Source organism: Actinomycetota bacterium (genome assembly GCA_030650795.1).
In the GTDB taxonomy this organism is placed as follows: Bacteria; Actinomycetota; Actinomycetes; order S36-B12; family S36-B12; genus UBA11398.
Genome location: JAUSDJ010000017.1, coordinates 230881 through 253686, shown reverse-complemented (window position 1 = coordinate 253686; position 22806 = coordinate 230881). Strand labels below are relative to the sequence as shown.

At 61.7% G+C, this 22806-nt stretch carries 18 protein-coding genes; 9 read left to right on the top strand and 9 right to left on the bottom strand.

From position 1 onward, the window contains the following. Positions 1-26: 26 nt before the first annotated feature. The 8 genes from Q7L55_05035 to Q7L55_05000 form a co-directional block, all read right to left on the bottom strand. Positions 27-1424 (bottom strand): hypothetical protein, encoded by a 1398-nt coding sequence (locus tag Q7L55_05035; protein MDO8731924.1) that lies wholly within the window; start codon positions 1422-1424, stop codon positions 27-29. Between the two features lie 30 nt (positions 1425-1454). After that, positions 1455-1730 carry a hypothetical protein gene (locus tag Q7L55_05030; GenBank protein ID MDO8731923.1) on the bottom strand — a complete coding sequence of 92 codons (276 nt, stop codon included), beginning with the start codon at positions 1728-1730 and terminating at the stop codon, positions 1455-1457. 81 nt (positions 1731-1811) lie between these two features. Further along, positions 1812-2426, bottom strand: coding sequence for an NlpC/P60 family protein (locus Q7L55_05025; GenBank protein MDO8731922.1), 615 nt, complete (start codon positions 2424-2426; stop codon positions 1812-1814). Between the two features lie 396 nt (positions 2427-2822). Continuing rightward, a complete protein-coding gene (locus Q7L55_05020; protein MDO8731921.1) occupies positions 2823-5054 on the bottom strand; it encodes a S8 family peptidase in 2232 nt (743 codons plus the stop codon). A 112-nt stretch (positions 5055-5166) separates the two neighbouring features. Continuing rightward, complete coding sequence (locus Q7L55_05015; protein ID MDO8731920.1) at positions 5167-6141, bottom strand: ATP-binding protein; 975 nt, start codon at positions 6139-6141, stop codon at positions 5167-5169. 162 nt (positions 6142-6303) lie between these two features. After that, positions 6304-7461: a tyrosine-type recombinase/integrase gene (locus Q7L55_05010; GenBank protein ID MDO8731919.1), complete on the bottom strand. Its 1158-nt coding sequence runs from the start codon at positions 7459-7461 to the stop codon at positions 6304-6306. A 643-nt stretch (positions 7462-8104) separates the two neighbouring features. Continuing rightward, positions 8105-10357 (bottom strand): AAA family ATPase, encoded by a 2253-nt coding sequence (locus tag Q7L55_05005; GenBank protein ID MDO8731918.1) that lies wholly within the window; start codon positions 10355-10357, stop codon positions 8105-8107. After that, positions 10350-10478, bottom strand: coding sequence for a hypothetical protein (locus tag Q7L55_05000; protein ID MDO8731917.1), 129 nt, complete (start codon positions 10476-10478; stop codon positions 10350-10352). The genes Q7L55_05005 and Q7L55_05000 overlap by 8 nt, the downstream gene beginning before the upstream one ends. Positions 10479-10707: 229 nt before the next feature. Between Q7L55_05000 and Q7L55_04995 the strand changes: the two genes are divergently transcribed. The 4 genes from Q7L55_04995 (at position 10708) to Q7L55_04980 (ending at position 15884) form a co-directional block, all read left to right on the top strand. After that, on the top strand, positions 10708-11640 hold the full coding sequence (locus tag Q7L55_04995) for a hypothetical protein (GenBank protein MDO8731916.1): 933 nt from the start codon (positions 10708-10710) through the stop codon (positions 11638-11640). A gap of 178 nt (positions 11641-11818) precedes the next feature. Beyond that, positions 11819-14560 (top strand): hypothetical protein, encoded by a 2742-nt coding sequence (locus Q7L55_04990; protein MDO8731915.1) that lies wholly within the window; start codon positions 11819-11821, stop codon positions 14558-14560. Beyond that, a complete protein-coding gene (locus Q7L55_04985; protein MDO8731914.1) occupies positions 14520-15467 on the top strand; it encodes a restriction endonuclease in 948 nt (315 codons plus the stop codon). The genes Q7L55_04990 and Q7L55_04985 overlap by 41 nt, the downstream gene beginning before the upstream one ends. A gap of 159 nt (positions 15468-15626) precedes the next feature. Then, complete coding sequence (locus Q7L55_04980) at positions 15627-15884, top strand: hypothetical protein (GenBank protein MDO8731913.1); 258 nt, start codon at positions 15627-15629, stop codon at positions 15882-15884. A 112-nt stretch (positions 15885-15996) separates the two neighbouring features. Here the strand turns inward: Q7L55_04980 and Q7L55_04975 are convergent, their stop codons facing one another. Further along, positions 15997-17385: a hypothetical protein gene (locus Q7L55_04975; GenBank protein ID MDO8731912.1), complete on the bottom strand. Its 1389-nt coding sequence runs from the start codon at positions 17383-17385 to the stop codon at positions 15997-15999. Positions 17386-17720: 335 nt separating this feature from the next. Here Q7L55_04975 and Q7L55_04970 point away from each other — a divergent pair, with 335 nt between their 5' ends. The 5 genes from Q7L55_04970 (at position 17721) to Q7L55_04950 (ending at position 22800) form a co-directional block, all read left to right on the top strand. After that, positions 17721-20813, top strand: coding sequence for an AAA family ATPase (locus Q7L55_04970; protein ID MDO8731911.1), 3093 nt, complete (start codon positions 17721-17723; stop codon positions 20811-20813). Positions 20814-20892: 79 nt separating this feature from the next. Continuing rightward, entirely contained in the window at positions 20893-21387 is a 495-nt protein-coding gene (locus Q7L55_04965; protein MDO8731910.1) for a hypothetical protein, read from the top strand. Positions 21388-21519: 132 nt separating this feature from the next. After that, entirely contained in the window at positions 21520-21753 is a 234-nt protein-coding gene (locus Q7L55_04960; GenBank protein MDO8731909.1) for a helix-turn-helix domain-containing protein, read from the top strand. Positions 21754-21914: 161 nt separating this feature from the next. Then, entirely contained in the window at positions 21915-22370 is a 456-nt protein-coding gene (locus tag Q7L55_04955; protein MDO8731908.1) for a hypothetical protein, read from the top strand. A 151-nt stretch (positions 22371-22521) separates the two neighbouring features. After that, complete coding sequence (locus Q7L55_04950) at positions 22522-22800, top strand: hypothetical protein (GenBank protein MDO8731907.1); 279 nt, start codon at positions 22522-22524, stop codon at positions 22798-22800. The last annotated feature ends 6 nt before the right edge of the window (positions 22801-22806 follow it).

The window sequence follows — 22806 nt, the reverse complement described above, 5'->3', positions numbered from 1 at the left end:
TGGGCGTGCTGTCAGTCGACGCTGAATCAGTCGACGCGATGGGAGTCGGGTGACCCGAAGCCGGAAGGTCCATCCGAGGGTGGGTTCGCCGAACTTGCGAGCCCCTCGGCGGTTGACGTGGCCTTGCTGGCGACTTGGGCGGCGGCTTTCTTCGCCGCCGCTGCACCCAGCACCACGGCTGCGCCGACTCCGGCCGTCGCGGCACCGGCCGCGGCAGCGGTCCCGGCGGTAGCTGCCGATCCAGCGCTCGCAGCTGATGCTCCGGCTCCAGCTGTCGGCGCCGCCGATGCTCCACCGGCGGCGGACACAGGCGGGGGAGCTGGGCCACCAATCGGCAGTCCCGGTCCTGAATTCCCACCACCGCTAGTTCGATTTGCTGGTCCAGCGACAACTGCGCCTTGCGAGCGCTGCGCAGCGGATGGCTCATGCGGTACCACCGCGTTGGGAGCTGAGCCACCAGTAGTGCTGGGGGAGCGGAACTTCTCACCAGCGGTGCGCATCGCGTTCACCCCGGACTTGCCCATCTGCATCCCGTAGTAGCCCGTGCTGGCCGCACGACCAGGACTTGAGGGGACGCCAGCCGGTCTGGTTGCGACGGTGCCCATGAATGAGAACAGGCTGTACGCCAGGAGTGGCGACAGGAGTGCGCCCATTCCAAGAATCAGTCCGGCGCCGGCATTGACGAAGGCCTGCGCGGTGCCTGCGTTCTTGGAGTTCGCGAACAGCGACACCGATAGCGCTAGCAGGATTGCGATCGGCACTTTGGCGAACAGCAGGGCGAACATTGCGGTTGCCCACTTGGTGAACCACACGCGGGTGGGGCTCATCACCAGTCCCGCGAACGCGAACGGTGATAGCACGAACAGCACGACGGCTCCGGCCATGCAGAACAGCAGCACGAAGAACACCGTGCCCATCCCGAACAACAGCAGCGCCGCAATCAGTGGAGCCACCAGTCCCAGGCCTTCGTAGATCGGGTTCGATCCGACGCCTGCCAGCAGGCGCATGGACTGCGCCAAATCCGGAGTTGCCGTCGCGACGATCCCTTCAGCAAGGGAAGTGAAGCCAGCGGCGAGGAATGGCAACAACAGGGCTGCGGCTTGCGGGCCCAGGATCGCTAGCACGATCCCGGGGAACGCCTGGAGCAGGTACTTGTTCGACTGCGCGAGCATCGAGCGGAACGCCGCCAGGATCAGCAGGATCGTTGCAAGGCCCACAGATAGGCCAGTGGTGATGCGCCAGATGCTTCCGACTGCCTCGGTGCTGAAGTCGACCGTGGTGATCTGGAACAGCTGTGTGTACATGCCGCTGACCAGTTGTGCCAGCGAATCTGACAGCAGCGACATCAGCGTGCGCAGGATCATTCCCAGGGGATCAAGTGTGGTGAATAGCCCATGGAAGACGTTGTCGAAGAACAGGTCCATGGCGATGGATCCCCGTGAGCGAGACGGCCGCTATGCGGCGGTCGTCGCCCAGCCCTGAACGATGCCGACAATCGCCGGGGCCCCGACACACACGATCGCGGCGAACAGTGCGGCGAACATGCCGCCCATCCACCGCGAGGCATTCTGCGGGCTCATGCCCTTTGATCCCATGTAGCCAAATGCGCACACGATTAGCACAATCGTTGCTAGAGCAGTGCCGTATACCTGCACGCTCTTGGCGAGTTCATCCATGAAGTTCTGGTACGGCATGGTCAATGCCGCGGGCACGGCAGCAATGGTTGGCATGAAGAGCTCCGATCAGTTCAGTGGCAAGGGTGATTCCCCTCCACATACATCAACGGCGCGAGCCACTGCGGTTCCTCGCATTCACCGCGTCACCCGACCAAATCCAGTCAGGTAGGTCTGATCCCAGGCGTCACCAAAGTCGCGAATACGGACGCCCACATCTGGGTTGGCTGCTTCGGCGATCTGTACATGCGCACCATTCACAGCCACCACGATCGCGACATGGTGCACGTCCCCACCGAACCAGAACACCAGGTCGCCAGGTGCGAGGGCGCTGCGGGGGATTCGTTGAGTCTGATTCCACTGCGTGAACGAGTAGTCCACTAGGCCCACGCCAGCAGCGCGCCAGGCAAACGCCGTGAGCCCCGAGCAGTCGAAATCCACAGGACCGTTCCCCTCGGCGATGTATCTCCCGTGGCGATCGACGGCTTCGATCGCTGCCTGAACTGCGCTTGCCGCCGCAGGGTCTGGGGCAGGAATGCTCCCGGGATCAATTGGAATCGGTGCACCGAACAATGACGGGCCGATAGCCCCTGGAGTACAGACAGCGGGGTCGGACGTCGCTTCGGACAGACATCGCGGATCAGTCGTTGCGGCGGCGATGCTGCCCCCGACTAGTGCCAATGACATGACGCAGCCGGCGGGGGCCAAGCACACCAACAAGGCGACTGACGTGATGCCGAGGGCGCGCTTCACGGTCTGGGGGTCCGGAGTTGGCTCTGAAGTGTGTTCATAACCTATTCAACGGTGTGGACGCACTCGCAACCGTGCAAGTGTCGGGACACAAGTGCATGTTGATTGCGCTGGCGGACAGCGGAGCCGCAGGAGTTGCTGCATCAGCCAGACTGAGGCGTCCGGAGGAGGGGGTCTGACTCCCTACGTCACATTGTCAAATGGGTCACGACGAGGTGTCACAGTCGGCTACAGAGCCTCCGGTACCTAGGTCCTCGGAGTTCGACCTGATCGAAGTTGATCGATACTCGTGGATCATCGAGTCAGGCCTGAGCACAGCAGTCGCGCCGGAGCGCCGTCTGGAGATGACGCACTGGGTCCCCTGCCTTACGTTGCGCAAGAGCGCAAGAGGTAGTTCCTTTACGCCCTAAGCCGCACTCGGGTCGGGACCTTGAGTTGTTGGCGCAGGATCTGATGAAGATCTGCAGTGACGAGGTCTTGATCCTCAAGGGTTGCTGCGAGCGCGTAGGCTTGGCTCTCGTACGTTGGATCATTCCGTGCCCACGTCTGCGCCTTGTGTGTGACGGCAATGAGGAAAGTTTCGTCGTCATTGATGAATGAATTGCGTCCCACCCATTCGCGAAGTTGGAGGGTGCTGTGAGTGAATGTATTCACGCCTGGCTCTAGGCCGAGCCTTCGGCGATCATTGATCAAATCTGACTGATCGTCCGAATCCTGACGTTGCAGGATTTCCGCCAAGTCGTCAGGGTCAATATCTCGGTATACGTCGAATTTCATGGTGCCCGCTAGGTATTCGCGTCGTTGGCGCCGCACCGGTGGGTCGAATCCAAGGGCGACGCTGATGACCCGATCTCGGCGGCTCCCGCGGCGAAATTCTTCAGGGATTGGTACCGAGTGGATCTGGACGGTGTCGACCGGCATAGATCCATCAAAAGTCATCGTCACCCGGTGTGCGTTGCTGCTTGTGGCCCTCTCCACACTAGGTAGTCCTAGGCCATAGACGCGGCTTCGGAGGTGTGGCGCTTGCAAGGCACCCGCGGGAGCGGTGTGAGTGGAGCCACTGGCAAGCAGCGCGCGAATCAGATTGGCCGAGGCGTCAGGATAGGCGTAGGCAATGTCGGCGGCGACACGTGCGACCGCAGGCGCCGCGTAACTAGTGCCATTGACTGCTGCGAATAGTTGACCGGCACCGCCTTTCGTCGAAGTGCTCACGAGTGAAGCACCCGGGTCAGTGGATACAAAATTCCCACTGTCATTTACGACCGCATTGCCGCCAAAATGAATGACATCGGGCTTGTTCGCACGTTTCGGATTCGTGCCGAGTCCAGGTCCACTTCGGCTAAACGGCGCTGCCTCATTAGCTTCGGCCACGGCCCGCCATCCGATATGACTTGAGATCTCCGCTGGGGCCCCGCTAAGAGCGATCGCCCCAACGGTAACGGCTAGCGCAGCGGGGCCTGGCTCTGCTAGTCGGTGCTCCGGGGTAAAAAAGTACTCAGGCTTGTCGTCGATGACGTGGTGGCCGCTAGGCGTACGAGCAGCTAGATTCGCTGGAGCATTCCCCGTGGGTACGACTATGACAATCCCCAACTCACGCACGAGATCATCGATCGTCTCTGTCAGAGGTTCGAGATGAAGGTCGTTAAAGGGCTCGGAGTATCCAAACGACAAGTTGAATACCCGCACTCCGTACGAGCTATGCAGGTGGCGAATAGCTTTCTCCACCATGTCATGCGCAGTTCCATAGGTCGCGAACCGTGGAGGATGATCCCTGCGCTGGGGGTCGGGCTCTAGTATGCGAACGACGCGGACTGCTCCAAAGGCTGTGAGTGGAAGCGCGTCTCGCAGTTCCTCATGGAGCGATGGGAAGAGGACCCGCCCAGTTACCTCGGAACCATGGGTGCCGCGTTGTTGCCATGCGTAGTCAGCTGGTGCTAGAGATTCGTCAGACAGGACAAGTCCGGCTAGTAAGGGATGCGAGGTCTCCGGCGAATCATCAAGTACCCCGACCACCTCGCTCGCCTCTTCGATGCGGTCGAGCGAAGCAACGCTGAAAGTCCGCCATTCTCGGAAATCGAGGAATGGGACTGGCGGAGTTCGAACCAACTCGATAGCACTGGTGTTCAACAGGTCGTAGAGCCCGTCGACCGAGATTTGGACTCGTAGGTAGTTTCGGCGTGCGGAAATCGACCGGAGCAGAATCTCGCCACTATTCGCGCTAATAATCCCTTCGACAATTGCCGCTCGTCGATTGGCCTCGTTGAGCGATCCTGAGGGCCAGATGGACAGGTCAACTATGCGGATTCCGTCGTATCCAGACGCAAGTTCTTCGATGCCTGGGCCTGTTCGATCTGCCGGACCGTAAGTTTCAATGTCATCGATCTTGTTGAAGAACGTCCGTAACTCACCGGTTCGGACGTACCGCTGCATCGCCTGCTCGAGCGAGGCGCCTTGGTCGCTGGAGAGCACGAAGTACGTGTAGTTGACGGTCTCACCCAGCACTTGCAGTCCGCGGCCTTCGAATGCAGAATCGTCGGGGCGCGAGCCTGCTCTGATCTTGAAGACGAGGTCTGGGTCGACGCCCGCGTTCAGTTGGCGGGGAGTCCGTGCCTCTTGCAACTGCTGGCGCAAATGAGAGCCGTGTTGACTGCGCTGACGTGCCGGACTTCCTCCGCCGGAGCCGTTCGATCGTCGTGATCGTAGTTGCCTCGGACTTGGCAGAAGCAGGTGTTCAGGCACAGGGTCACCACTGCCGAGATGTAATGCCCGGCAAGGCCTTTGCTACGTCGACCTGTTCGACAATCGAGGAACTTCTGAGCAGCGCATTGCGCCGCGAATCGATCACCAGTTTCTCCGCGGCCGCGTGAGGGAGTCCCTTTAATGAACTCGCATACGCGTCAAATTCTAGCCCTGCGTGGGCGATGCCTTTGAACCGCAGCCGCAGGAGTTGACGTATCTGGTGGACCGTGGGTAGCCCCAAGGTCAAAACCTCATCGAATCGCCGCCAGAGTGCCTCATCGAGAAGGGTTGGGTGGTTTGTCGCAGCGAGCAGAATGCTTGGGCCTCGATATCGGTCAGTCATCTGGAGGAAGGCAGTCACCACTCTCTTCATCTCGCCGTGTTCCGACGCGTCATCACGTGCGCGACCTAATGCGTCGAATTCGTCAAATAGAACGACGAACGGTGCCTGATCCGCGTACTCCAGGATTCGACGCAGGTTGCTCGCGGTTTCCCCTAAATAGGACGAGACGACGGCGTCAAGCCGTACCACAAGCAGGGGTCGGCCGAGCTCAGACGCTAGCGCCTCGGCCGCAGTCGTCTTTCCGCAACCAGGCGGGCCTTGGAGTAGCAGTCTCTGCCGCCGCGGAATACCGGCGGCATCGAGGGCCGGCCATTGGCGAACTTCATTCACGATGCCATCAAGAGCCGACGTAACGCTGCTATGAAGGATCATGTCCTCCAAAAGTCGGTCGGGCTCGAGAACTTCGCCCAGGTCCCACTCGCCTTCACGGTCCTTGGGGGGAGCCGGGACCACGATGGTTGATCCTGAGTCGACTTGACCGCCACCGGCAACAAGCAGTTTCTGAAGGTCACGAGCCAAGGCGTTGTGATGCTTGGCCTGCTCTTCCTCGATGATCTCCAATGCCGCGCGCCGGAATGCCAGCTCATCCCGAGCGTGGAATGCTCGAAAGATCTCCTTCAACTGTCGCCCGGCCATGTGATTCACCTTAGAGGCCCATATCGTGGGATTCGTGCCGAACCCCCGTAAGGCTGACTGATTCGGAGCAGTGCCCAAAGGTCCACCAACGGTCAGTCGCCTGTCACGGGGATCGCTATCCACTTAAATGGAACTTTGACCTGTAGCAATCCATTCCAATGTTCAAGCATCTGTGCTGCGCGCCTGCTCCATTCGGTCTGCGACCTGCCGGCCGTGATCGCCTGCGGCGTGTGCATACTTCATCGCCGCGTTCACGCTGCTGTGGCCGAGTCTGGCCATGAGGTCGGCGAGGGTTGCGCCAGACTGCGCTGCGAGGACTTGGCCCGTGTGGCGTAGGTCGTGGACGCGGATGTCGCTTCGACCCATGGCCCGCAAGGCTTTAGTGATCGCCAACTGCGCAGCCCCGTAGGCGCAAGAGCCCGTTCGCGTCGGGAATACGAGTGCATCAGGGCTGGCGTCCTTCACGAACTTATCCAGGTGTTTCTGAATCTCCCCACACAAGAAGACAGGGATCGCGATTTTTCGGTGCCCAGCACGTGACTTGGGTGTGTCGACAAAGTAGCCGCCGTCAGGATTGGGGTAGGCGGCCCGGTCTATTCGGATGGTCCCGTTGTCGAAGTCAAGGTCCCGTCTCCGCAACTCGGTCGCTTCGCCGAGTCGGATGCCAGTCCAGGCGAGGACGAGCACCAAGCCCTTGTATCGGTGCGATACAAACGTCGCGAGCTTGTCGATTTCGGCGATAGTGAGCGTTGGTCGCTCAGTGTTTCGGTAGGTGCCGCCGTTCTTGATGCGGCAGGGGCTCGAGGCGATGAGTTCATCCTCGACGGCGGTGTTCATGACTGCTCGCAAGATCCGGTAGCAGCGTGCCACTGTCGAGGTGCCGTCCTGGCGAGTTGCGGTGCTGATCTTGTTCTTGGACGCCAATTTGTCGGCCAGGTCCGTGCCGAGTTCGGAGTACCACGTGCGAATGACTTCTGGGGTGACCTGATCAAGTTGGTAATCCCCGATCCGAGGAGAAATGTGGTTGTTCCAATCCTCCAGGTATCGGATCCGCGACGTGTCCTTAAGCGGACGTTCCGCGATCCACTTCAAGCCGTATGAGTCAACGGTGTGTTCAGACGAGACTGGCGCCTTCCAGGTTTGGCGGACTAGGTCCGCCTGGATGGTAGACAAGTAAGCCTCGGCGTCCGACTTGAACTCGTAGGTCACAGGCGCGACGTAGTACTGGGCATCGGGCCCGAGGTACTTCGCCTGAAATCGACCGGACGGCAACTTGCGAATGGCTCCGAACGGTCTCCGAGTCCGTGATTTGCGAGCCACTCGATCTCCCCTTTCATGCCCGTTGGAGCCCGGGCGTCCCTTGTCACTATTGCACGACTATTGCACGCAAGGACCTAGGCCGCGCAAAAGAGGTTGCAAATAAACAAGAAATTCGGCATATCGACCAGCCTCATAATCTGGTCGTCGCGGGTTCGAGCCCCGCCCGCCCCACTTGCTAATAGTTGTTGCGCTGCAACAACTATTAGCATCCCCATTTCCACCTTAAGTGGTGGGAAATGGGCCTACTTGGGCCCACCTAGTGGCACGTATCTGGCACGGACTCCCTCACGAGTGCGCATCCGGAATGCGGTGGAGGGCACGTAGGCGGCACGCCGACGACGACCAGATTTCGCAGGGCGGGAAGCATTCAGACGGAGTGGGGGTCGATCGCACTACCGGCCGCCTAATCGATTTCGTGCACAATCCGCTCGACAGAAGAGGAGATCGATCCACAGTGAAGTGATCGTTGGCGATCCGCGACGGGGGGGTACTTACGATTGATCAATGTCCGAGTTGTTGAAGGTTGCGCCGCCCTCACGAGCGTCATTTGCTTTGCGAAATGCTTAAGCGGCGTCTCGACCCAAAGTATTGGCGAGACACGCATGGCGCCGCCGAGAAAATGTTGACGCATCCATCTCCAAGTTCATGCAGGTCCAGGCTTGGGCGAATCACTGATGCCCATCGCAGTCTCGCCCATCATCATGCTGTAGTGGCCGACTTGCCCGTGCACCTCGAAGATTCGTCGAAACACCCGGAGATTGCCTTCAACGGTGGTCGGCGTCGGAGAGTAATCCAGGTCGTCGAAGATCGAATGTGAGCCAGCGTTGACCCACGAGAATAGGGCGCGGCAGATGGTCCGGTCTTCACCTTCGAAATTCGTGATGATCGTACTGTCGTCCACTCCGCCAAGCACTCTGAAGTATGTCTCGAGTATTCGCCTCAGGGTGTTTTGGAGGCCGCTTGCTGGGGCGGAGGGTTCCCTAGTCATGCGCTTTACTTCGTCCCACAACGCGCCGTACGCCGTCTGAATCGGATTCGCCGAAGTGAGGATTACGTCGCTGGGCTGACCACTTCGCTTGCGGACGATGCCGTATTGCCAACCGCCGTCCTTGTCGCCTTGTCGCTTGTAAGTGACCTCTTTGTGGAAGTGGGCGTTGTGCGTCAAGAGGACGAGTTGTCGGACTCGCCCTGTTCCGGCGGCGATACCAGCAACGATGCGTCGGATCACAGTTGACACGGCGTACAGCACGTCGCTGTCGAGGCTCGAGATTGGATCGTCAATGACCGCGATCAGGTCGTTCGGCTCCGAACTGTCCTGGGCGGCGCCCTCAAGAGACTGCGCGAAGTAGAGGAAAGTGATGAAGGTGCGTTCGCCTTCGCTCAGCGTGTCCCCGACGACTTCGCCACCCGCTCGCACGACGGAGTATCCGTCCTGCACGGCCGCAGACTCTGCGAGTTGAAACGTGTGGAAGCCGACGGCGTCCAGGAGGCGGTTGATCTTGTCGATGATCGGCTTGCTCGACGTCACCTGCGATTGCAGTTCGCTGAGTCGGGTTCGCTTCGTCCCGAGGTCGGCAACTGCGGTCGAGATGGCCTCATCGATGCCCTCCTTCCCCTTGGTCAGGCTCGGCATAGCACCCTCATAGCGTCCAACTTCGGCGGCGATGGTCTGACGCGCGAACACCACCCAGCAGCGACCGAGCAACGCCTTCTTCGCGGTCGCGCGGCTTTGGAGGCGCAGGTTGAATGTCTTGATGGAGTTGTTTGCTTCCCCCACCACAGTGTTGACCGCTTCGACGGCAGCCCTTGGGGACGACGCTTCGAGCACGGTAGATGGTCCAGTCAACTTGGCCGCGATGGTTGTTGTCAGTTGCGCGACAACTTGCTCGAGTTGCATCCTTGCTGTTTGGAATTTCTCGGCGTTGAGATGCTGCTTCGCGCCGGGCTGGACAGGGAGAGACTCGAAATAGGAGCTCCAGCCCGCTGCCCAGGTCTCGACGTGATCCCGCAACTGCTCGACTCGATTGATCTGCTCCGAGTACCTCTTGTCAAAGTAGGCATCGAGTTGCTCGGCAAGATCGATGGGAACCTTCTGCTGGCAAAATGGGCACAGTTCAGGGGACTGGCTCAAATGGTCGCGGCCGTGTTCGACCCAGTCTGCGTTCTGGAGTTGCTGGATGAGCGGCGCCAACCGCACGTCTGCGCTACCAACGACGGGTGTTGCTAGTAGCTCGAATCCGGGTGCATCCTCCAGATGCAGTTGGCTTCCAAGTGGGAACTCCGCAAACGGAGTCGCGTCGTCTGCAAGCACCGCCGCTGCTTCGGCCTTTAGGGGGTCGAAGGTCTCGGATACGGTTGGATTCGCTGCAGCGACTTCCAGCAAGTGCGCGAGGAGGTTCTCCTTGTTGTTGTTGTAGCCGGTGAACATCGTGCCGAGTTCCGTGGGGACAGCCGTGCGCTTCGACCAAGCTGCATCCTTGAGCTCGTTGCGGGTGGAGTCGATTTCGCCTTGCTTCTTAGCGAGAGCGTCTTCGAGGCCGGCGAGGCGCTTCATCGCCGCAGCGATTGACCCCGATGGCCCCATCAAGCCTTCGATTTCGGCTTGGATCTCGACGTCCTTCTTCCCGAGCAGGAAAACTCCGGGCAGGTGTGCTTGCTGCAGTGTGTCGACGACATAGTCGCGGTTGTAGACCCTGACGCTGGGCGTCGGCGCCTGAGACAACCATCCGAGGGTGGTGCCGGAGTACCTGCCCGGATCAGCAAGCGCCCGGCTGATCGTGGTCTTCCCGGACCCGTTCGGACCAAAGATGAAGTTCACGGGCTTCAGCGGGCCGATCTTCGTCACCGTGACCTGGGAGAACGCGGGTGCACCGGTCAGGTGAAGGTACTCAAGCATTGCGCATGTCCACGGGCCGGTACGTGTTCCTGATGTTGGCTGGTTCGATGCCAGCGTCCGTGTCCAGCAGGCTGTAGTTCATCCTTCGCAACTGATCAAAGGTGCGACAACTGTTGGTCATGGTTCTCCCCGTTTGCTGCTGTCCGAGCCCTCTCGAGAATCCACCGTATCGGCGACCTGAGACCTTGGGGCGATTCCGCTCCGTCTCGCCGCACGGAAGTTGGCCAAGGTGCAACCCCAAGCGAGGCGGAAGCCAGCAGACCCGCAGCGTGCGCACGGACGCGAGCACAGTCAGCCCCTCAGGTGAGGATTGGGGCTGATGGAGAATTCGATAGAAGGGTACGATTGCCGTGGATCGGGCGCGTGTGGCGGAGCCGCTTGCATGGCCGCACCTGGTGCGACCCGCTGTGCCGATCCTCTACCTGGACCTCAACCACTTCATCAACCTGGCCAAGGTCCGCCGGCAATCGGGTGGCGCGCCCGCGGGCTACGCCGAACTGTGGGACGCGCTCTGCAGCGCTGTCTATTCGGGGCGAGCGGTGGTGCCCCTGAGCGCTCAGCACGTGTGGGAGATGTACGGAATCTCAGATCCTCAGCAGCGCCTCGACGTCGCGGAAGTCATGGAGGAGCTCGCCCGGTTCCAGTATCTGCTCGGTCGGACGGAGATTGGGCAATTGGAGATCGAGGCAGGGATTCGACACATCTTGGGCGAGCCGGACCCTCCCGTGCCATTGCCGCTGCTTCGCGCGACCATAGGCCAGTCCATGGGCATTGTCGGCGGCGTGAAGATCATTGACGAGTCTGGTCAGGATGCGTCCGAGCGCGGCCTGCTGGCTGGTTCGTCGGATGAAGACGCCGAGATCCTCCGGTCAGAGCATGGCTACGCGCCTGAGGTAGCTCGAGCGAGTGGCGCAAGTAGGCTGGCGTTTGAGCAGGACCTATCGGCAAAGCTCCGGGCTGATGAACGGTGGCGTCGCGGGCGACTTCGCGGCGTCGTGACCGCCCGAGAGTTCGCACACGAGTGGCTGGACATCCTCAATCGCATCAACCGCGAGCGAGTGAATTCAGGCCAAGAAGACTTCGACGTCATCGACAGTGAGTTGCTTGGACTCATCGCCGCCATGCCTCACTCCCAAGTCGCCATCTCTCTAAAGACGCGATATCAGCACAATCCCATACATCGATGGTCGACTAACGACATCGTCGACATCGAGCGGTGTCTGTCGCCTTCGCCTACTGCGACGCCGTCTTCACCGACGAAGCGGTCCGCCATACGTCGCTGAACTCGCGGGAGCGCCGCGCCTTCCTGACCGACCTTCCGGAATGACCAGCCGACCTCGTGTCTTGGCTGTCGAGCCTGGCAACACCAGCGCTGGGAGCGGACTTCCTGATCGAAGTGAGCCGAACCCGCAGTATGCAAGCGTCAGCCCGTAGGCTCGAAGGATTCAGAACGGGGGTGGCATGACAGCTCGGACATTGCCGGAGATCCAGGACGCCCTGCAGCAGCTGGCTGATCGGTGGAGCCGCTACTCGGGAACTGAACGCTCGGGCTCCCAGACGTTTCTGAACCAACTCGTCCGTGCATACACCGGCGCGGAGGATGTGATCGAGGCCGGCGCGGTGTTCGAGCAGTTTGGTCCGCGTGATGAGGGCATCGGGTTCATGGATCTCTATTGGCCCGGCGTCGCCATCGTGGAGATGAAGGCGCCGAAGGAGTCCGGCCGACTTGATGCGCACCGGGCGCAGGCGCTCGACTACTGGCGCAACAGTGCCGACGCGGAGACGGGCAAGGCCGCCCCCCCTTACCTCGTGCTGTGCAGTATCCGGTCCTTCGAGGTCTGGGAGCCGGGCCGGTTTCCCAACGCCCCGCGCGATGCGTTCACGATCGAGGAGTTGCCCAGCCGAGCGGAGGCGCTGCTTTTCCTGGCCGGTCGGACTCCGGTCTACGGAGGCCCGGGTGCGGCGGTCACGCAGGAGGCGGCCGAGCACATGGTGAAGTTGTACTTCCAACTGTTCGATCGACAGGCCGCGCCGCCAGAGGAACTACGGCGGTTCGTCGTGCAGGCGGTATGGGTGCTGTTTGCCGAGGACTTGGGTCTGATTCCGGAGCGCGTATTCGGGAACCTAGTCGACGCGCTTGCCGCGGATCCGTCGCGCAGCTCAGCGGTGGAGATCACGGACCTGTTCCGGCGGCTGAACCAGCCAGACGCCGAGCGCCGAAACCGTGGCCGGGCGGTGGCGGTGCCGTATGTCAACGGCGAGCTGTTCGCCGAGGCTCCGGAGGTACCGCTCGACGCGTCCGAACTGCGCCACTTGGCGGCGGCGGCGGCCTATGACTGGCGTTGGGTGAATCCGACCGTCTTCGGGTCCCTGCTGGAGGGCTGCCTCGGTCACGACCATCGCTGGGAGCTCGGCGCCCACTACACGAATGAGGAGGACATCCTCTCGATCGTGCGACCGGTCATCGTTCGGCCGTGGTCGGAGCGCATCGAGGCGGTTGACGCTCCGGTGGCGGCGATCAAGCTCCTCGGCGAACTCGTCAACTTCCACGTCCTCGATCCTGCGATGGGGTGCGCGAACTTCCTCGCCATCGCCTACCGCGAGCTCCGCAAGCTCGAACGCCGCCTGTCCGACCGCATCGCTGATCTTCACTCGGCGGCGGGCATGTTCCCGCCCGCACTGCCGCGCTTCCCGCTGCGGAACATCCATGGGATCGAGATTGACCCGTTCGCCGTCGAGCTCGCCAAGGCGACGCTGTGGATGACGCATGCTCTCGTCGCGCGGCAGTTGGGTGCCGCGGAGTCGCCCTTGCCTCTGCAGCCTATGACGACGCTTCAGTGCGCGGACAGCCTCAAGATCGAGTGGCCGAAGGTCGACGCGATCATTGGGAACCCGCCGTTCCACGGTGACCGTCGTCTGCGTGAGGTTGTGGGGGACGCGTACATCGACTGGCTCAAATCCGAGTTCGGCGTGGGCGTGAAGGACCATTGCGTCTACTTCTTCCGCAAGGCGCATGAGCACCTTCGCAAGGGTCAACGTGCTGGACTCGTCGCGACGAACACGATCAGTCAGGCCAAGAACCGTGACGTCTCCTTGGCGTGGATCGTCGCCAACGGCGGCACGATCTTCGACGCCACCAGCACCAAGCCGTGGTCTGGCGATGCCAAGGTGCATGTGTCGATTGTGTGCTGGGAGAAGGGTGACTTCCCGCCCCCGCCCTACCTCCTCGATGGTCGCGAAGTTGAGGGCATCACGCCGTCGTTGACGGCAGGAACAGAGCATCGTGCAGCCGTGAAGCTCACCGGGAACGCGGGCGTCGGCTTCGTTGGGTACTTCCCCAACGGAATGGGCTTCGTCCTTGACGACGACGAGGCAGCTGCGCTGCTCGGCCGAACCGATGCCGACTACTCGACCGTTGTGTTCCCCTTCATCAATGGCGAGGACATCGTCGATCGGGTTTCGTCCGACCCCAGCCGATGGATCATCGACTTCGGGAGAAGGGCTCTCGAAGAGGCTGGGGCGTTTCCGGCTGCCCTTGACATCGTTCGTGAGAAGGTCAAGCCGTTCCGGGATGGAGTAAGCCGCAAGGCTCACCGCGAGCGCTGGTGGCAGTTCGCCGAAACGCGCCCGGGCATGACGGCGGCCCTCGCGCCCCTCACCAGATACCCGCTGGCAGGCCTCACGGGGAAGCGCTGGATCGTCGTGTGGGGTCAGCCAGGGTGGCGCCCGTCGCACGCGCTCGCGGCCTTCGCATTCGACGACGACTACTCCTTCGGAGTGCTGGCCTCTCGGCCACACGACCTATGGGCTCGGGCCAATGGGTCGACGCTCAAGGGCGACCTGCGATACACGCCGAGCACTTGCTTCGACACGTTCCCGTGGCCGACCAAGCCGAACGACGATCAGCGCGCGACCGTGGCCGAGGCCGCGCGCCGGATCGTGACGGAGCGGAGGGCCGCGTGCGAGTCACACGGCAAAGGCTTGACCGCTGTTTACAACGCGATGGATGAGGGAGCGTTCGTGAACCTGAAGAAGGCACACGATGACCTCGACCGTGCCGTCCTGGCCTGCTACGGCCTTCCGGCTTCACTCATCAAGGACCGACCTGCCTTGTTGAGTGCCCTGTTCGACCTCAATGAGAGGGCCGCCGCGGACTCCGCCTATGACCCTTTCGGAAGGCGAGACTCCGGTGGCCATTCCTGATTTCCAGTCGTTGTTCCGGCCCGTTTTGGACGCCGTGGCCGATGGTGCTGTGTGGCCGTTGGAGAACGTCCGTGAAGTGATCGCCGAGTCACTCCGATTGACGATTGAGGAGCGTCAGGAGAGATATGGCAGCGGTGGCCGGCGCTACGACGGTCGAGTGCATTGGGCCGTGACCTACCTGGCTGGTGCCGGGGCCGTCGCGAGAGTTGGACGCGGTCAGGTTCAGATCACAGATCGCGGGCGCGAGCTCATCGCCGAGGCGCCTGAGCGCATCACGGTTCGCTACCTCACGCGCTACACGGAGTTCGCGGAGTTCTACGAACGCGCCACAGCATCTCGCCGGCGGCCATCGTCGAGCGGCGAGGTGTCGCAGGATGTCGAGCCGGTTGCTGAGGATCCTCAGGATCAGATCAGTCAGGCAGTGGAGGAGATTGCGGCCGCCGTTGCATCGGAACTCGTCGAGCGCATCAAGACTCAGTCGCCGGAGTTCCTTGAGCGAATCATCTTGGACCTCATGGTCGCCATGGGTTACGGCGGCGAACTCGGGCACGCCGAGCATCTGGGCGGACCGGGCGACGAGGGATTCGACGGCGTGATCCATCAGGACGCGCTTGGTCTCGAACGGATCTACCTCCAGGCCAAGCGCTACACGGATCAGGCGGTCAGCCGGCCGACGATCCAGGCTTTCGCGGGCGCCCTGCAAGGTGCCGGCGCCAGTCGCGGTGTGTTCATCACGACCAGCCGGTTCAGCGCGGAAGCTCGCGACTTCGCGAGTCGCATTCCCGCCCGCGTTGTCCTGATCGACGGAGCGGAGCTCGGGCGCCTCCTTGTTCAGTACCGAGTGGGCGTGCAGGTCAGGCAGAGGTTCGACGTGGTTGAGGTCGACGACGACGCCTTCGAGGCCTAGCGGCATCAGTCCATGACCAGCTCTTGTGGTCTTTGGCTTTGACTTCCCAGTCGCCCCCTACATTCCCCACCGCTACGTCCTGGCAGACAATGAAACGATTACCCTTGCCGCCAAGGGTGCTCATGGGATCTTGCGATGTAGCTTCGGTAGCGTTCCCTCATGAGCGGACCACGGATGTTTGACAATGACCGAATCGAAGTCATCCAGCATCACGTCGAAGGACTCACCAGTGCGGTTACGGAATTGATGATGGGCTTGGCCGACCTCGCCAAGGACCATCCAGAGCTGGCTAAGCACGTTGCCGCCGCCGGGACTGAGTTGGTGAATGCAGCCGAACGGGCGCATGAAGCGATCGTCCTTGGCGAGGAGCGATGGCGTGTCGCTCCTGAGGAGTCAAAGCGACCCAACGGGGCCTGATGGACTGCTCATCTACAGGGCAGGGGCGATATGAGTTCGAGACGGCGAAGATGGACGGGCAGAGTTGCCACCGCAATCGGCACCGTCAAATGAACGTCCCGCCCACGCGCCCTCAGTCCAGATTCTGAGACTCATTCAGCGTGTCATGGGCAGCGGCGAGTACGGGAGGCTCGTCGTCCTTGCTCCATTCGGGTGACCGTGGATCAGGTCGCCGATCCTTCCATTCGAAAACTTCCCTCCACCCGTCGTTCTTGGTCTGGGGGAAGCCTGAAGGAGGGTTGGGACCGTCGAACTGCCACTGCTCCTGCCAGTTCTTCGTTCCCCCGACCCCGAAATGCCAGCCGCTTGGTGTCTGCCGCCATCCCATCCACGACTGACGATCCCTGCTGATCCTGAGACTCACCTCGTCCGAAAGTCCGTCCGCATACAGACTTGGGAGGAGCCTAAGTACCTCGGCGTTGTAGCCGCGTCTCGCATCTTGGTAGTTCGCTCGCGCTGGCCAGTAGATGTCATCGAGTCGTTCTTTGGTGATGTGGAACTCGTGACGATCTAGAAGAAGCCCATCTCGATCAAATCCGCTGACGCCTTCTGTGGCATCCATGTGTTTCGCGTAGGCCTCTAGATTGCGATCTCTCGTCTTGACAGCGTGCCGAAACCTCTTCATGACTGCGATGCCCTCGCGAAAGCCGTGCGTGTCGCCCAGCGCCGACCGCCAGTCGCTCACGAACTCATTGCACAATCTCAGGCTGAAATGAAAGCCGTAGTAGCCAGCAAGTCTCGTCATCGGTTTGTGTCGTGCTTGTCCGTCGCGGAAGAGCGCCATCTTCAAAGCAGAACTCGCCATGACCAAGAAGGCGCTTACATACAGGAAGGGCAAAAGAGCAAAAGGAAGCCAGACCGACAGCGCGAGGCTCCATGCCGCCGCTGACCAATCTGATGCGCTCCACTCCGTGATCACCGTTCTAGTGGTGTAAACAAATAGTGCGACCAGAATCAGGATGCGGGCAGCCCTGACGGCTTGCTTGGTGCGCGCATATCTGGGGAGCATACTGACTCCAACTGAGATCAAGATCAGGATCGCTGTGACGCCTTGGACTACAACTTCTGCCCAGAGCGCAAGTGATTCGAGGTGTACGAAGAACGCTAGGAAGGCAGCGGCCCCGAGCGTGTTCACAAGGACACGGCGAATCATGGCGGCACCACTGCCGAATTTGTGGACTGAAATGAGCAGCGGCCCACCGACTGCGACGGCTAGCACGATCGTGTCTTTCAACTGGTCCATGGTCCAAAATCCGATTCGCGACGCGAGGACCAAGACGGTGGCGAGGTAGGCGACGTAGTAGATCAGAAGGCAGATGATCGCTCGCGATCGCAACGCTGCGAGCAACCTCCTAAGACTTGGGACAACCGACCTGCGCAAGTTGGGAACGAGAACGACCACTGCGACGAATGCGCACGTGAGAATCACCCACGCGCACTCCCTATTGGTGATCTGTCCCATGATCAAGGCTCCCATCTGCGGCTGACACGTTGTGCGAGGCGCGAGCCTCGATGTCGTCCATTCGGGACGCCTCGCCCCGCTGGGTCAGGCTGTCGAACTTGCGAGGTACCAGGCACCCCACACCGTTGATAGAGCATGACTCGAATCTCGCAGCACATTCCGACCGGCCCAAGAAGTCAATCCACATTAGAAACAACATCACATCGCACGAATCAAGACCCCAGCCAAGGAGGCCCAAGCCAACCAATCAAGTCCAGTCCAATCAGCACGATCACGAACCAGTCAAGGACAGAATTCATCTATCCGGTTTGGAATCCGGATTCGTGGGTGTCGCGATGACGGCTCACGCGAAGGTGACGATCATCGGTCACGCGGCGGCGGGGATGGGCCAGGTCTGGTACCGGGTCACGGGCAACACCGGTGTCGGGAACGTGCAGGTTGCCTATCGGGCCGGTGCGGGCGCCGAGGATGCACGACGCGTGCGATTCGTCGGGGCTGGTGCCACCGCGGAACTCGTGGGCTTTCGACCGGGCGAACTCGTCGCGGACCCTGTCGACTACCTACACATTGCGTTGGCCTTCTCGGGTCGGTACCTGACGCGCGGGGTGAAGATGCAGCGGTCAAAGTTGGCGCGGGTTCCTGCGGGCCCGATCCATGAGGTCGTCGTCGCCGCGATGGTTCGGGCTGGCCTTGACCCGGCGAGCGTCTTCGCGTCGCGCGATGCGGGCAACTGGTGGCGCGCCGTTTCCCGTGCTGCGGAGCGAGACAGGTCAGTGTCGTTCTTGACTGCGACCGGTGTGCTTCGCGCCGCAGTGCGGGCTGGAATGAATGTGGAGGAGTCGGAGCTGCATTGTGCGCTTGGTCGCTCGACTCGCACCCGCCTGACCGGCCCGGTCACTGCGCGCCGGGAGCAAGACGCGGTCCAGCAACTGGATCTAGATGCCCTCGAAGTGGAGAAGTTGAGCGACAAGGAACTGGGGGAGCGGGTGTGGCGAGCCGCTGAGGCGGCGTCGGCATGTCGCGAGCCGGTTGGCAATGCAGGCTATGAGCTGACGTTGACACTGCCGAAGTCGATCAGCCTCTATGCCCTGACCGGAGATCCTGCTGCAGCTGGGGAATGGCTCGACGTTATGGAGACTGCGGCAACGCGCGCGCTTGAACGGTTGATGGCCGAGGCGGGGTTCTGCTCGACCGGGCACCGCGGCGAAGGCCAAAACGTCATGCTGATGCCAGCGGATGGTTGGGCCGGGTTCATCGCGACCGAGTTGTCCTCGCGTGCCGGCGACCCGCACCTGCACGTGCACTGCACATTGCCGAACGTGCTCGTCGGTCGAGATGGGATTGTCCGCACGATGGCTGACGGCGGCCGGGAGTTGCATGTGAACGCGCCGCGGTTCGCTGCGTGGGGTCAGGAGTTCGTCATCGCCGAGGCCCAGGCTCGAGGTCTGCTGGGGGAGGTGTGGTTCAACCCGCAGACGGCGCAATGGGAGGCCGGTGGATTCAGCGACGACACATTGTGGGCATTCTCCCGCGGCCGTCAGGCGGTGCTGGCGGAAGAGGCCGACGCTGACGACGGGCAACCCATCTCCGCATCCGATCGAGGTGCCCGCAATCGCGCAGCAAAGAAACGGGCCACTGCCGCGAAGGCTGATGAGCAACCAACCTGGGCGCAATTACACGAACGGATGCTCGCGCGTGCCAACGAACTTCGAGTGGACCTCGCGGCGGAGCGCGATGCGACGGGGGAGCGGTTCGCTTCGCCATCGATGTGGTCGGACCGCGACTGGGTCGACTGGGTGTCGTATGTCGCTTGCCAGCACGAGTCCGTCACCAGCTTGGCCAAGATCCGATCCATCGTCGATCTGGCCACTGCTGGCATGCCCGAAGCCGAACGTTCGCGCATCACGCGCCTTGTTGTGGAGGATGGTTTCGTCCGTGCGCACGCATCACGCGACCGCGGGATGCGGAGCGGCGGGCAGCAATGGATCTCCAAATCCGCACTCGATGCCGAGACCCGCCTGTTGGAGCACATGTCTGCCAGCGCGCACCAGGCACCAGGGCTGACCTGGCGAACAGGGACAGGCATCAGCCGATTCCAGGCCGATCGCGGCTGGCAGTTATCCGGCGAACAGCAGCGCGCAGTGCAGGCAATCGTGGACGGCACCGCGCAGGTCACGTTGATCTCAGGCGTCGGCGGTTCGGGCAAGACCAGTGTCCTGGCCGCGGCTCACATGGGATTGGCCGGCGAGTGGTACGGACTGCTGGTGACTTCGACCGCAACGCGCGCGGCTTCCGCGGCAGGTCACGAGTCCGGTGCACCGTGGGTGAACCTCACCGCGCTGGTCCATCGGATCACCAGCGGGCAGCCGGTGCACGCTCGGGTCATCGTGGTCGACGAAGCGTCAATGGCAGATGTTGCCACCCTCGCGCGAGTCGCCGACTACTGCGCGCAGAAGGGCAAGCGGCTGGTCCTGCAGGGCGATCATGCCCAGTTGCGAGCAGTGGGAGCCGGCGACGCATTCAACGTCCTTTGCTCAGCGCATCCGGACTCCGTGATTCGGCTGGAGGTCAACCAGCGACAGCGCACCGAAGTAGGCCGGGCGGTGGCGGGTGCTTTGCATGCCCGAGATCTCGACACTGCGTGGGAGCACCTCATCGCTGATGGTGCCGTCTTGGTTGCCCGCAATCGTGCGCACAAGCTCGACCTCGTCGCCAGCACGATGGTTCGCGAGATCAGTGCCCTTGGCGCTGAGAACGTCACGTGCGATGCGGTCACCAATGCTGAGGTTGATGACCTCAATGACCGTATCCACGCGCGGCTCCTCGCTGCGGGCACCCTCGACCCGGCTGCAGCGGTTGTCTACCAAGGACGCTCGGGCCAGCGAGTGTTGGCTCCTGGCACGGTCTTGCGCGTGCGCACTCCAGTGAGCCATCGGGATCCCACGCGCAGGCTTGTGCGAGGTGACCGCGCGGTAGTCGTCCACGCGGGCCGGGACGAAGTCTGCGTCCGTTTCGACGATGGGAAGCAGCGCCGCTTGAAGCCCAACACTCTGCTCAGGCATCTGGACTACGGCTACGTCGGAACCACGCACACGGTGCAGGGCCAGACCAGTGAGGTCCACATTGCCTCGCTTTCCCCTACCAAGGACGCGGCCAGCCTGTATGTCAGCGCCAGTCGCGCCCGTGAACGCACGTTGTTCGTTGCCGATGCCAGGGACTACCTCTCGGACAAGGAGATGCGAGCAGCCGCGCAGTGGCACCCGGCCGACCTCGACGACGAAGTCCTCGAACGAGTCCACGCGGTTCTGGCCGGCCGTGAGGAACACCTCGATTCACCGCGCCGCGCCTTGGGACCCGTCCGGGGCCTGGCGAGCCCTTCATACCGCAGCGGCATCGGCTTCCCGGGTTCGGGGATGTCGCTGCGCTAAATGCGAGGTACCGAGAGGGTCACACCGTTGTAGAGGTGACAGCACTTGTCTTCGACAAGCACTCGGCGAAAGGACCGTCATGGACGTCATTGAATGGCTTGACGAGGCAATGGCTCCGGCCAACGAAAGGGAGCCAGGACTCAACAGGCTTCGCTACGCGATGCAGCTGCTCTACGACGTCGCAGATGCGCTTGCTGCTGACACACCGCTCAACCGTCGAGACTTGATCGTGGTCGGGTTGAACCGAACCGAAGTCGTGATCCAGCGACTCGACGATGCGGGTGCGCTCATGGCTGACTTTCTGGTGCCCGAGATCCCGCCACACATTGCTTCAGCAGTCCTGAGCAACGTCGCGTGTTGGGCCGCCAGTATCGCCCTTGAGTCATCAGTGCAGCCCTGCTTGCCGGATTGCCAGGGCCTCGATGCTCAGCACTGGTTAGGCGTCAACGACTCAGGAGTTCTTGAATGCGTGGATTTAGTCGTCTGCGCCCTGGGCGCAGCCGCGAGCGCGGAGGCCTACATCGTCGCTGCTCAGTGGGTCGCGTGGTTCGAGCTGTGCTGGTTTGACGACTGACTCGCTGCCGTCGACCTACCTCGCGAAAGCCATCGTCGGCACAACTTGCGAGGTACCGAGGGGGTCGCACCGTTGTAGAGGTGAGGGCGACTGCGCAATGCCGTACCGGCCCGCAAGCGAGAGGAGACGAAGATGACCATCTTGGAAAGCTCACGACGGCGTTCCGCTACGCCGCCGACGTCGTCGGGCGACCTGCTGACCGTCGAGCAGGCCGCTGACTACCTCAATATCACCGACCACTTCATGCGCCGTCTGATTCGGGAGCGGCGCATACCGTTCCTGAAGGTTGGACGACTGGTTCGGCTACGAAGAGCGGATATCGATGCCTACCTCGCTGGATGTGCTGTTCCTGCGGTCAGGCGTTGAGTCGATTGCGGCCACACAAGCGCGTTGTTCTATGGCCGTGCTCAAGAATCGGTGGTGATAGACAGGGGCACGAACGCGGCCGGACAGCGGAATCACCTTGCCGCCGCCTTGACACTACCGAAAAAAGCCATCAAAATAAGAAGTCAGATCTGGGAGGTGTGATGTCGAAGGCAGCCGTTGAATCAAGTGTCGTCATCAAGACGTTTGAGAGGGCTGAAATGCTCGAGGCGTTCGCGGGTAACCTCCCAGACCCTTCGCAGAAGGCAGAGCAGTTGCGGCTTGCGATGGACTTGATTAGCGATCTTGGGCCGATTCGGCCCGTATCCGTGAGCAAGGTGCTGGGCCTGACCGAGAAGACCGTGCGCGCGTGGGCATCGGAGGGCGCACTGGGCATCGCCCGCACTGAACCGCGCGTGCTTCTGGATCCGCTCAGCGTTCACACCGTCCTGCACCTTGTCGAGGGGTTGAGGGCTGCTGGTCAGACGCGCGGTCTCTTGGACGAGGTGTATCGAAGACTGTCCGACGCATCTCTGATTGAGAGCACGGACCTGCGGGAGAGCCTGGATCAGATGCGGCAGGGCCAAGGCAAAGTCGTTCGAGCTCGACCCAGTGCCTGAAGTTAGACAGACCCCGCTCGCCACGAGTCGTGTCGCCGGGCTGCGCGGGCCAAACCTGCGGGCATACAACGCATTCCTTGACGCGTTGGCACACGAAGGTTGCGCCTCTATGGGCTACCGCCTGACGGGCCCTGTCATCGAAAGATTGTGCGTGAAGCATGTTCGGGGACGCCTCCGCGCCGTAGTGGCCTTCAGTGTCGATGACGTGGCATGGGTTCTCTTTGTGGGTGAGCACCTGAACGATTCGGAGGTGAATGTCTACGACGAGTTGTATCGGCTGGTAGGTCATCGACCTGAGTCGGGAGAGAAGCGCACGAAGCCACCGTGCTGCAACGATTCAGAGTCGACACCGTCCGATGCATTCGGAGAGGACGAAGTGGTGGATCTCGTTGCTCGGATGCGAAGAGTTGCTCAGCAATCTCGCCGTTAAAGAGAA

Coding starts and splice junctions, on each gene's coding strand:
- Q7L55_05005 (MDO8731918.1), bottom strand. CDS start 10,357: ATGCTTGAGTACCTTCACCTGACCGGTGCACCCGCGTTCTCCCAGGTC.
- Q7L55_05030 (MDO8731923.1), bottom strand. CDS start 1,730: ATGCCAACCATTGCTGCCGTGCCCGCGGCATTGACCATGCCGTACCAG.
- Q7L55_04965 (MDO8731910.1), top strand. CDS start 20,893: ATGGACGTCATTGAATGGCTTGACGAGGCAATGGCTCCGGCCAACGAA.
- Q7L55_04960 (MDO8731909.1), top strand. CDS start 21,520: ATGACCATCTTGGAAAGCTCACGACGGCGTTCCGCTACGCCGCCGACG.
- Q7L55_04975 (MDO8731912.1), bottom strand. CDS start 17,385: ATGGGACAGATCACCAATAGGGAGTGCGCGTGGGTGATTCTCACGTGC.
- Q7L55_04985 (MDO8731914.1), top strand. CDS start 14,520: ATGACCCTTTCGGAAGGCGAGACTCCGGTGGCCATTCCTGATTTCCAG.
- Q7L55_04990 (MDO8731915.1), top strand. CDS start 11,819: ATGACAGCTCGGACATTGCCGGAGATCCAGGACGCCCTGCAGCAGCTG.
- Q7L55_04970 (MDO8731911.1), top strand. CDS start 17,721: ATGACGGCTCACGCGAAGGTGACGATCATCGGTCACGCGGCGGCGGGG.
- Q7L55_05035 (MDO8731924.1), bottom strand. CDS start 1,424: ATGGACCTGTTCTTCGACAACGTCTTCCATGGGCTATTCACCACACTT.
- Q7L55_04980 (MDO8731913.1), top strand. CDS start 15,627: ATGAGCGGACCACGGATGTTTGACAATGACCGAATCGAAGTCATCCAG.
- Q7L55_04955 (MDO8731908.1), top strand. CDS start 21,915: ATGTCGAAGGCAGCCGTTGAATCAAGTGTCGTCATCAAGACGTTTGAG.
- Q7L55_05015 (MDO8731920.1), bottom strand. CDS start 6,141: ATGGCCGGGCGACAGTTGAAGGAGATCTTTCGAGCATTCCACGCTCGG.
- Q7L55_05000 (MDO8731917.1), bottom strand. CDS start 10,478: ATGACCAACAGTTGTCGCACCTTTGATCAGTTGCGAAGGATGAACTAC.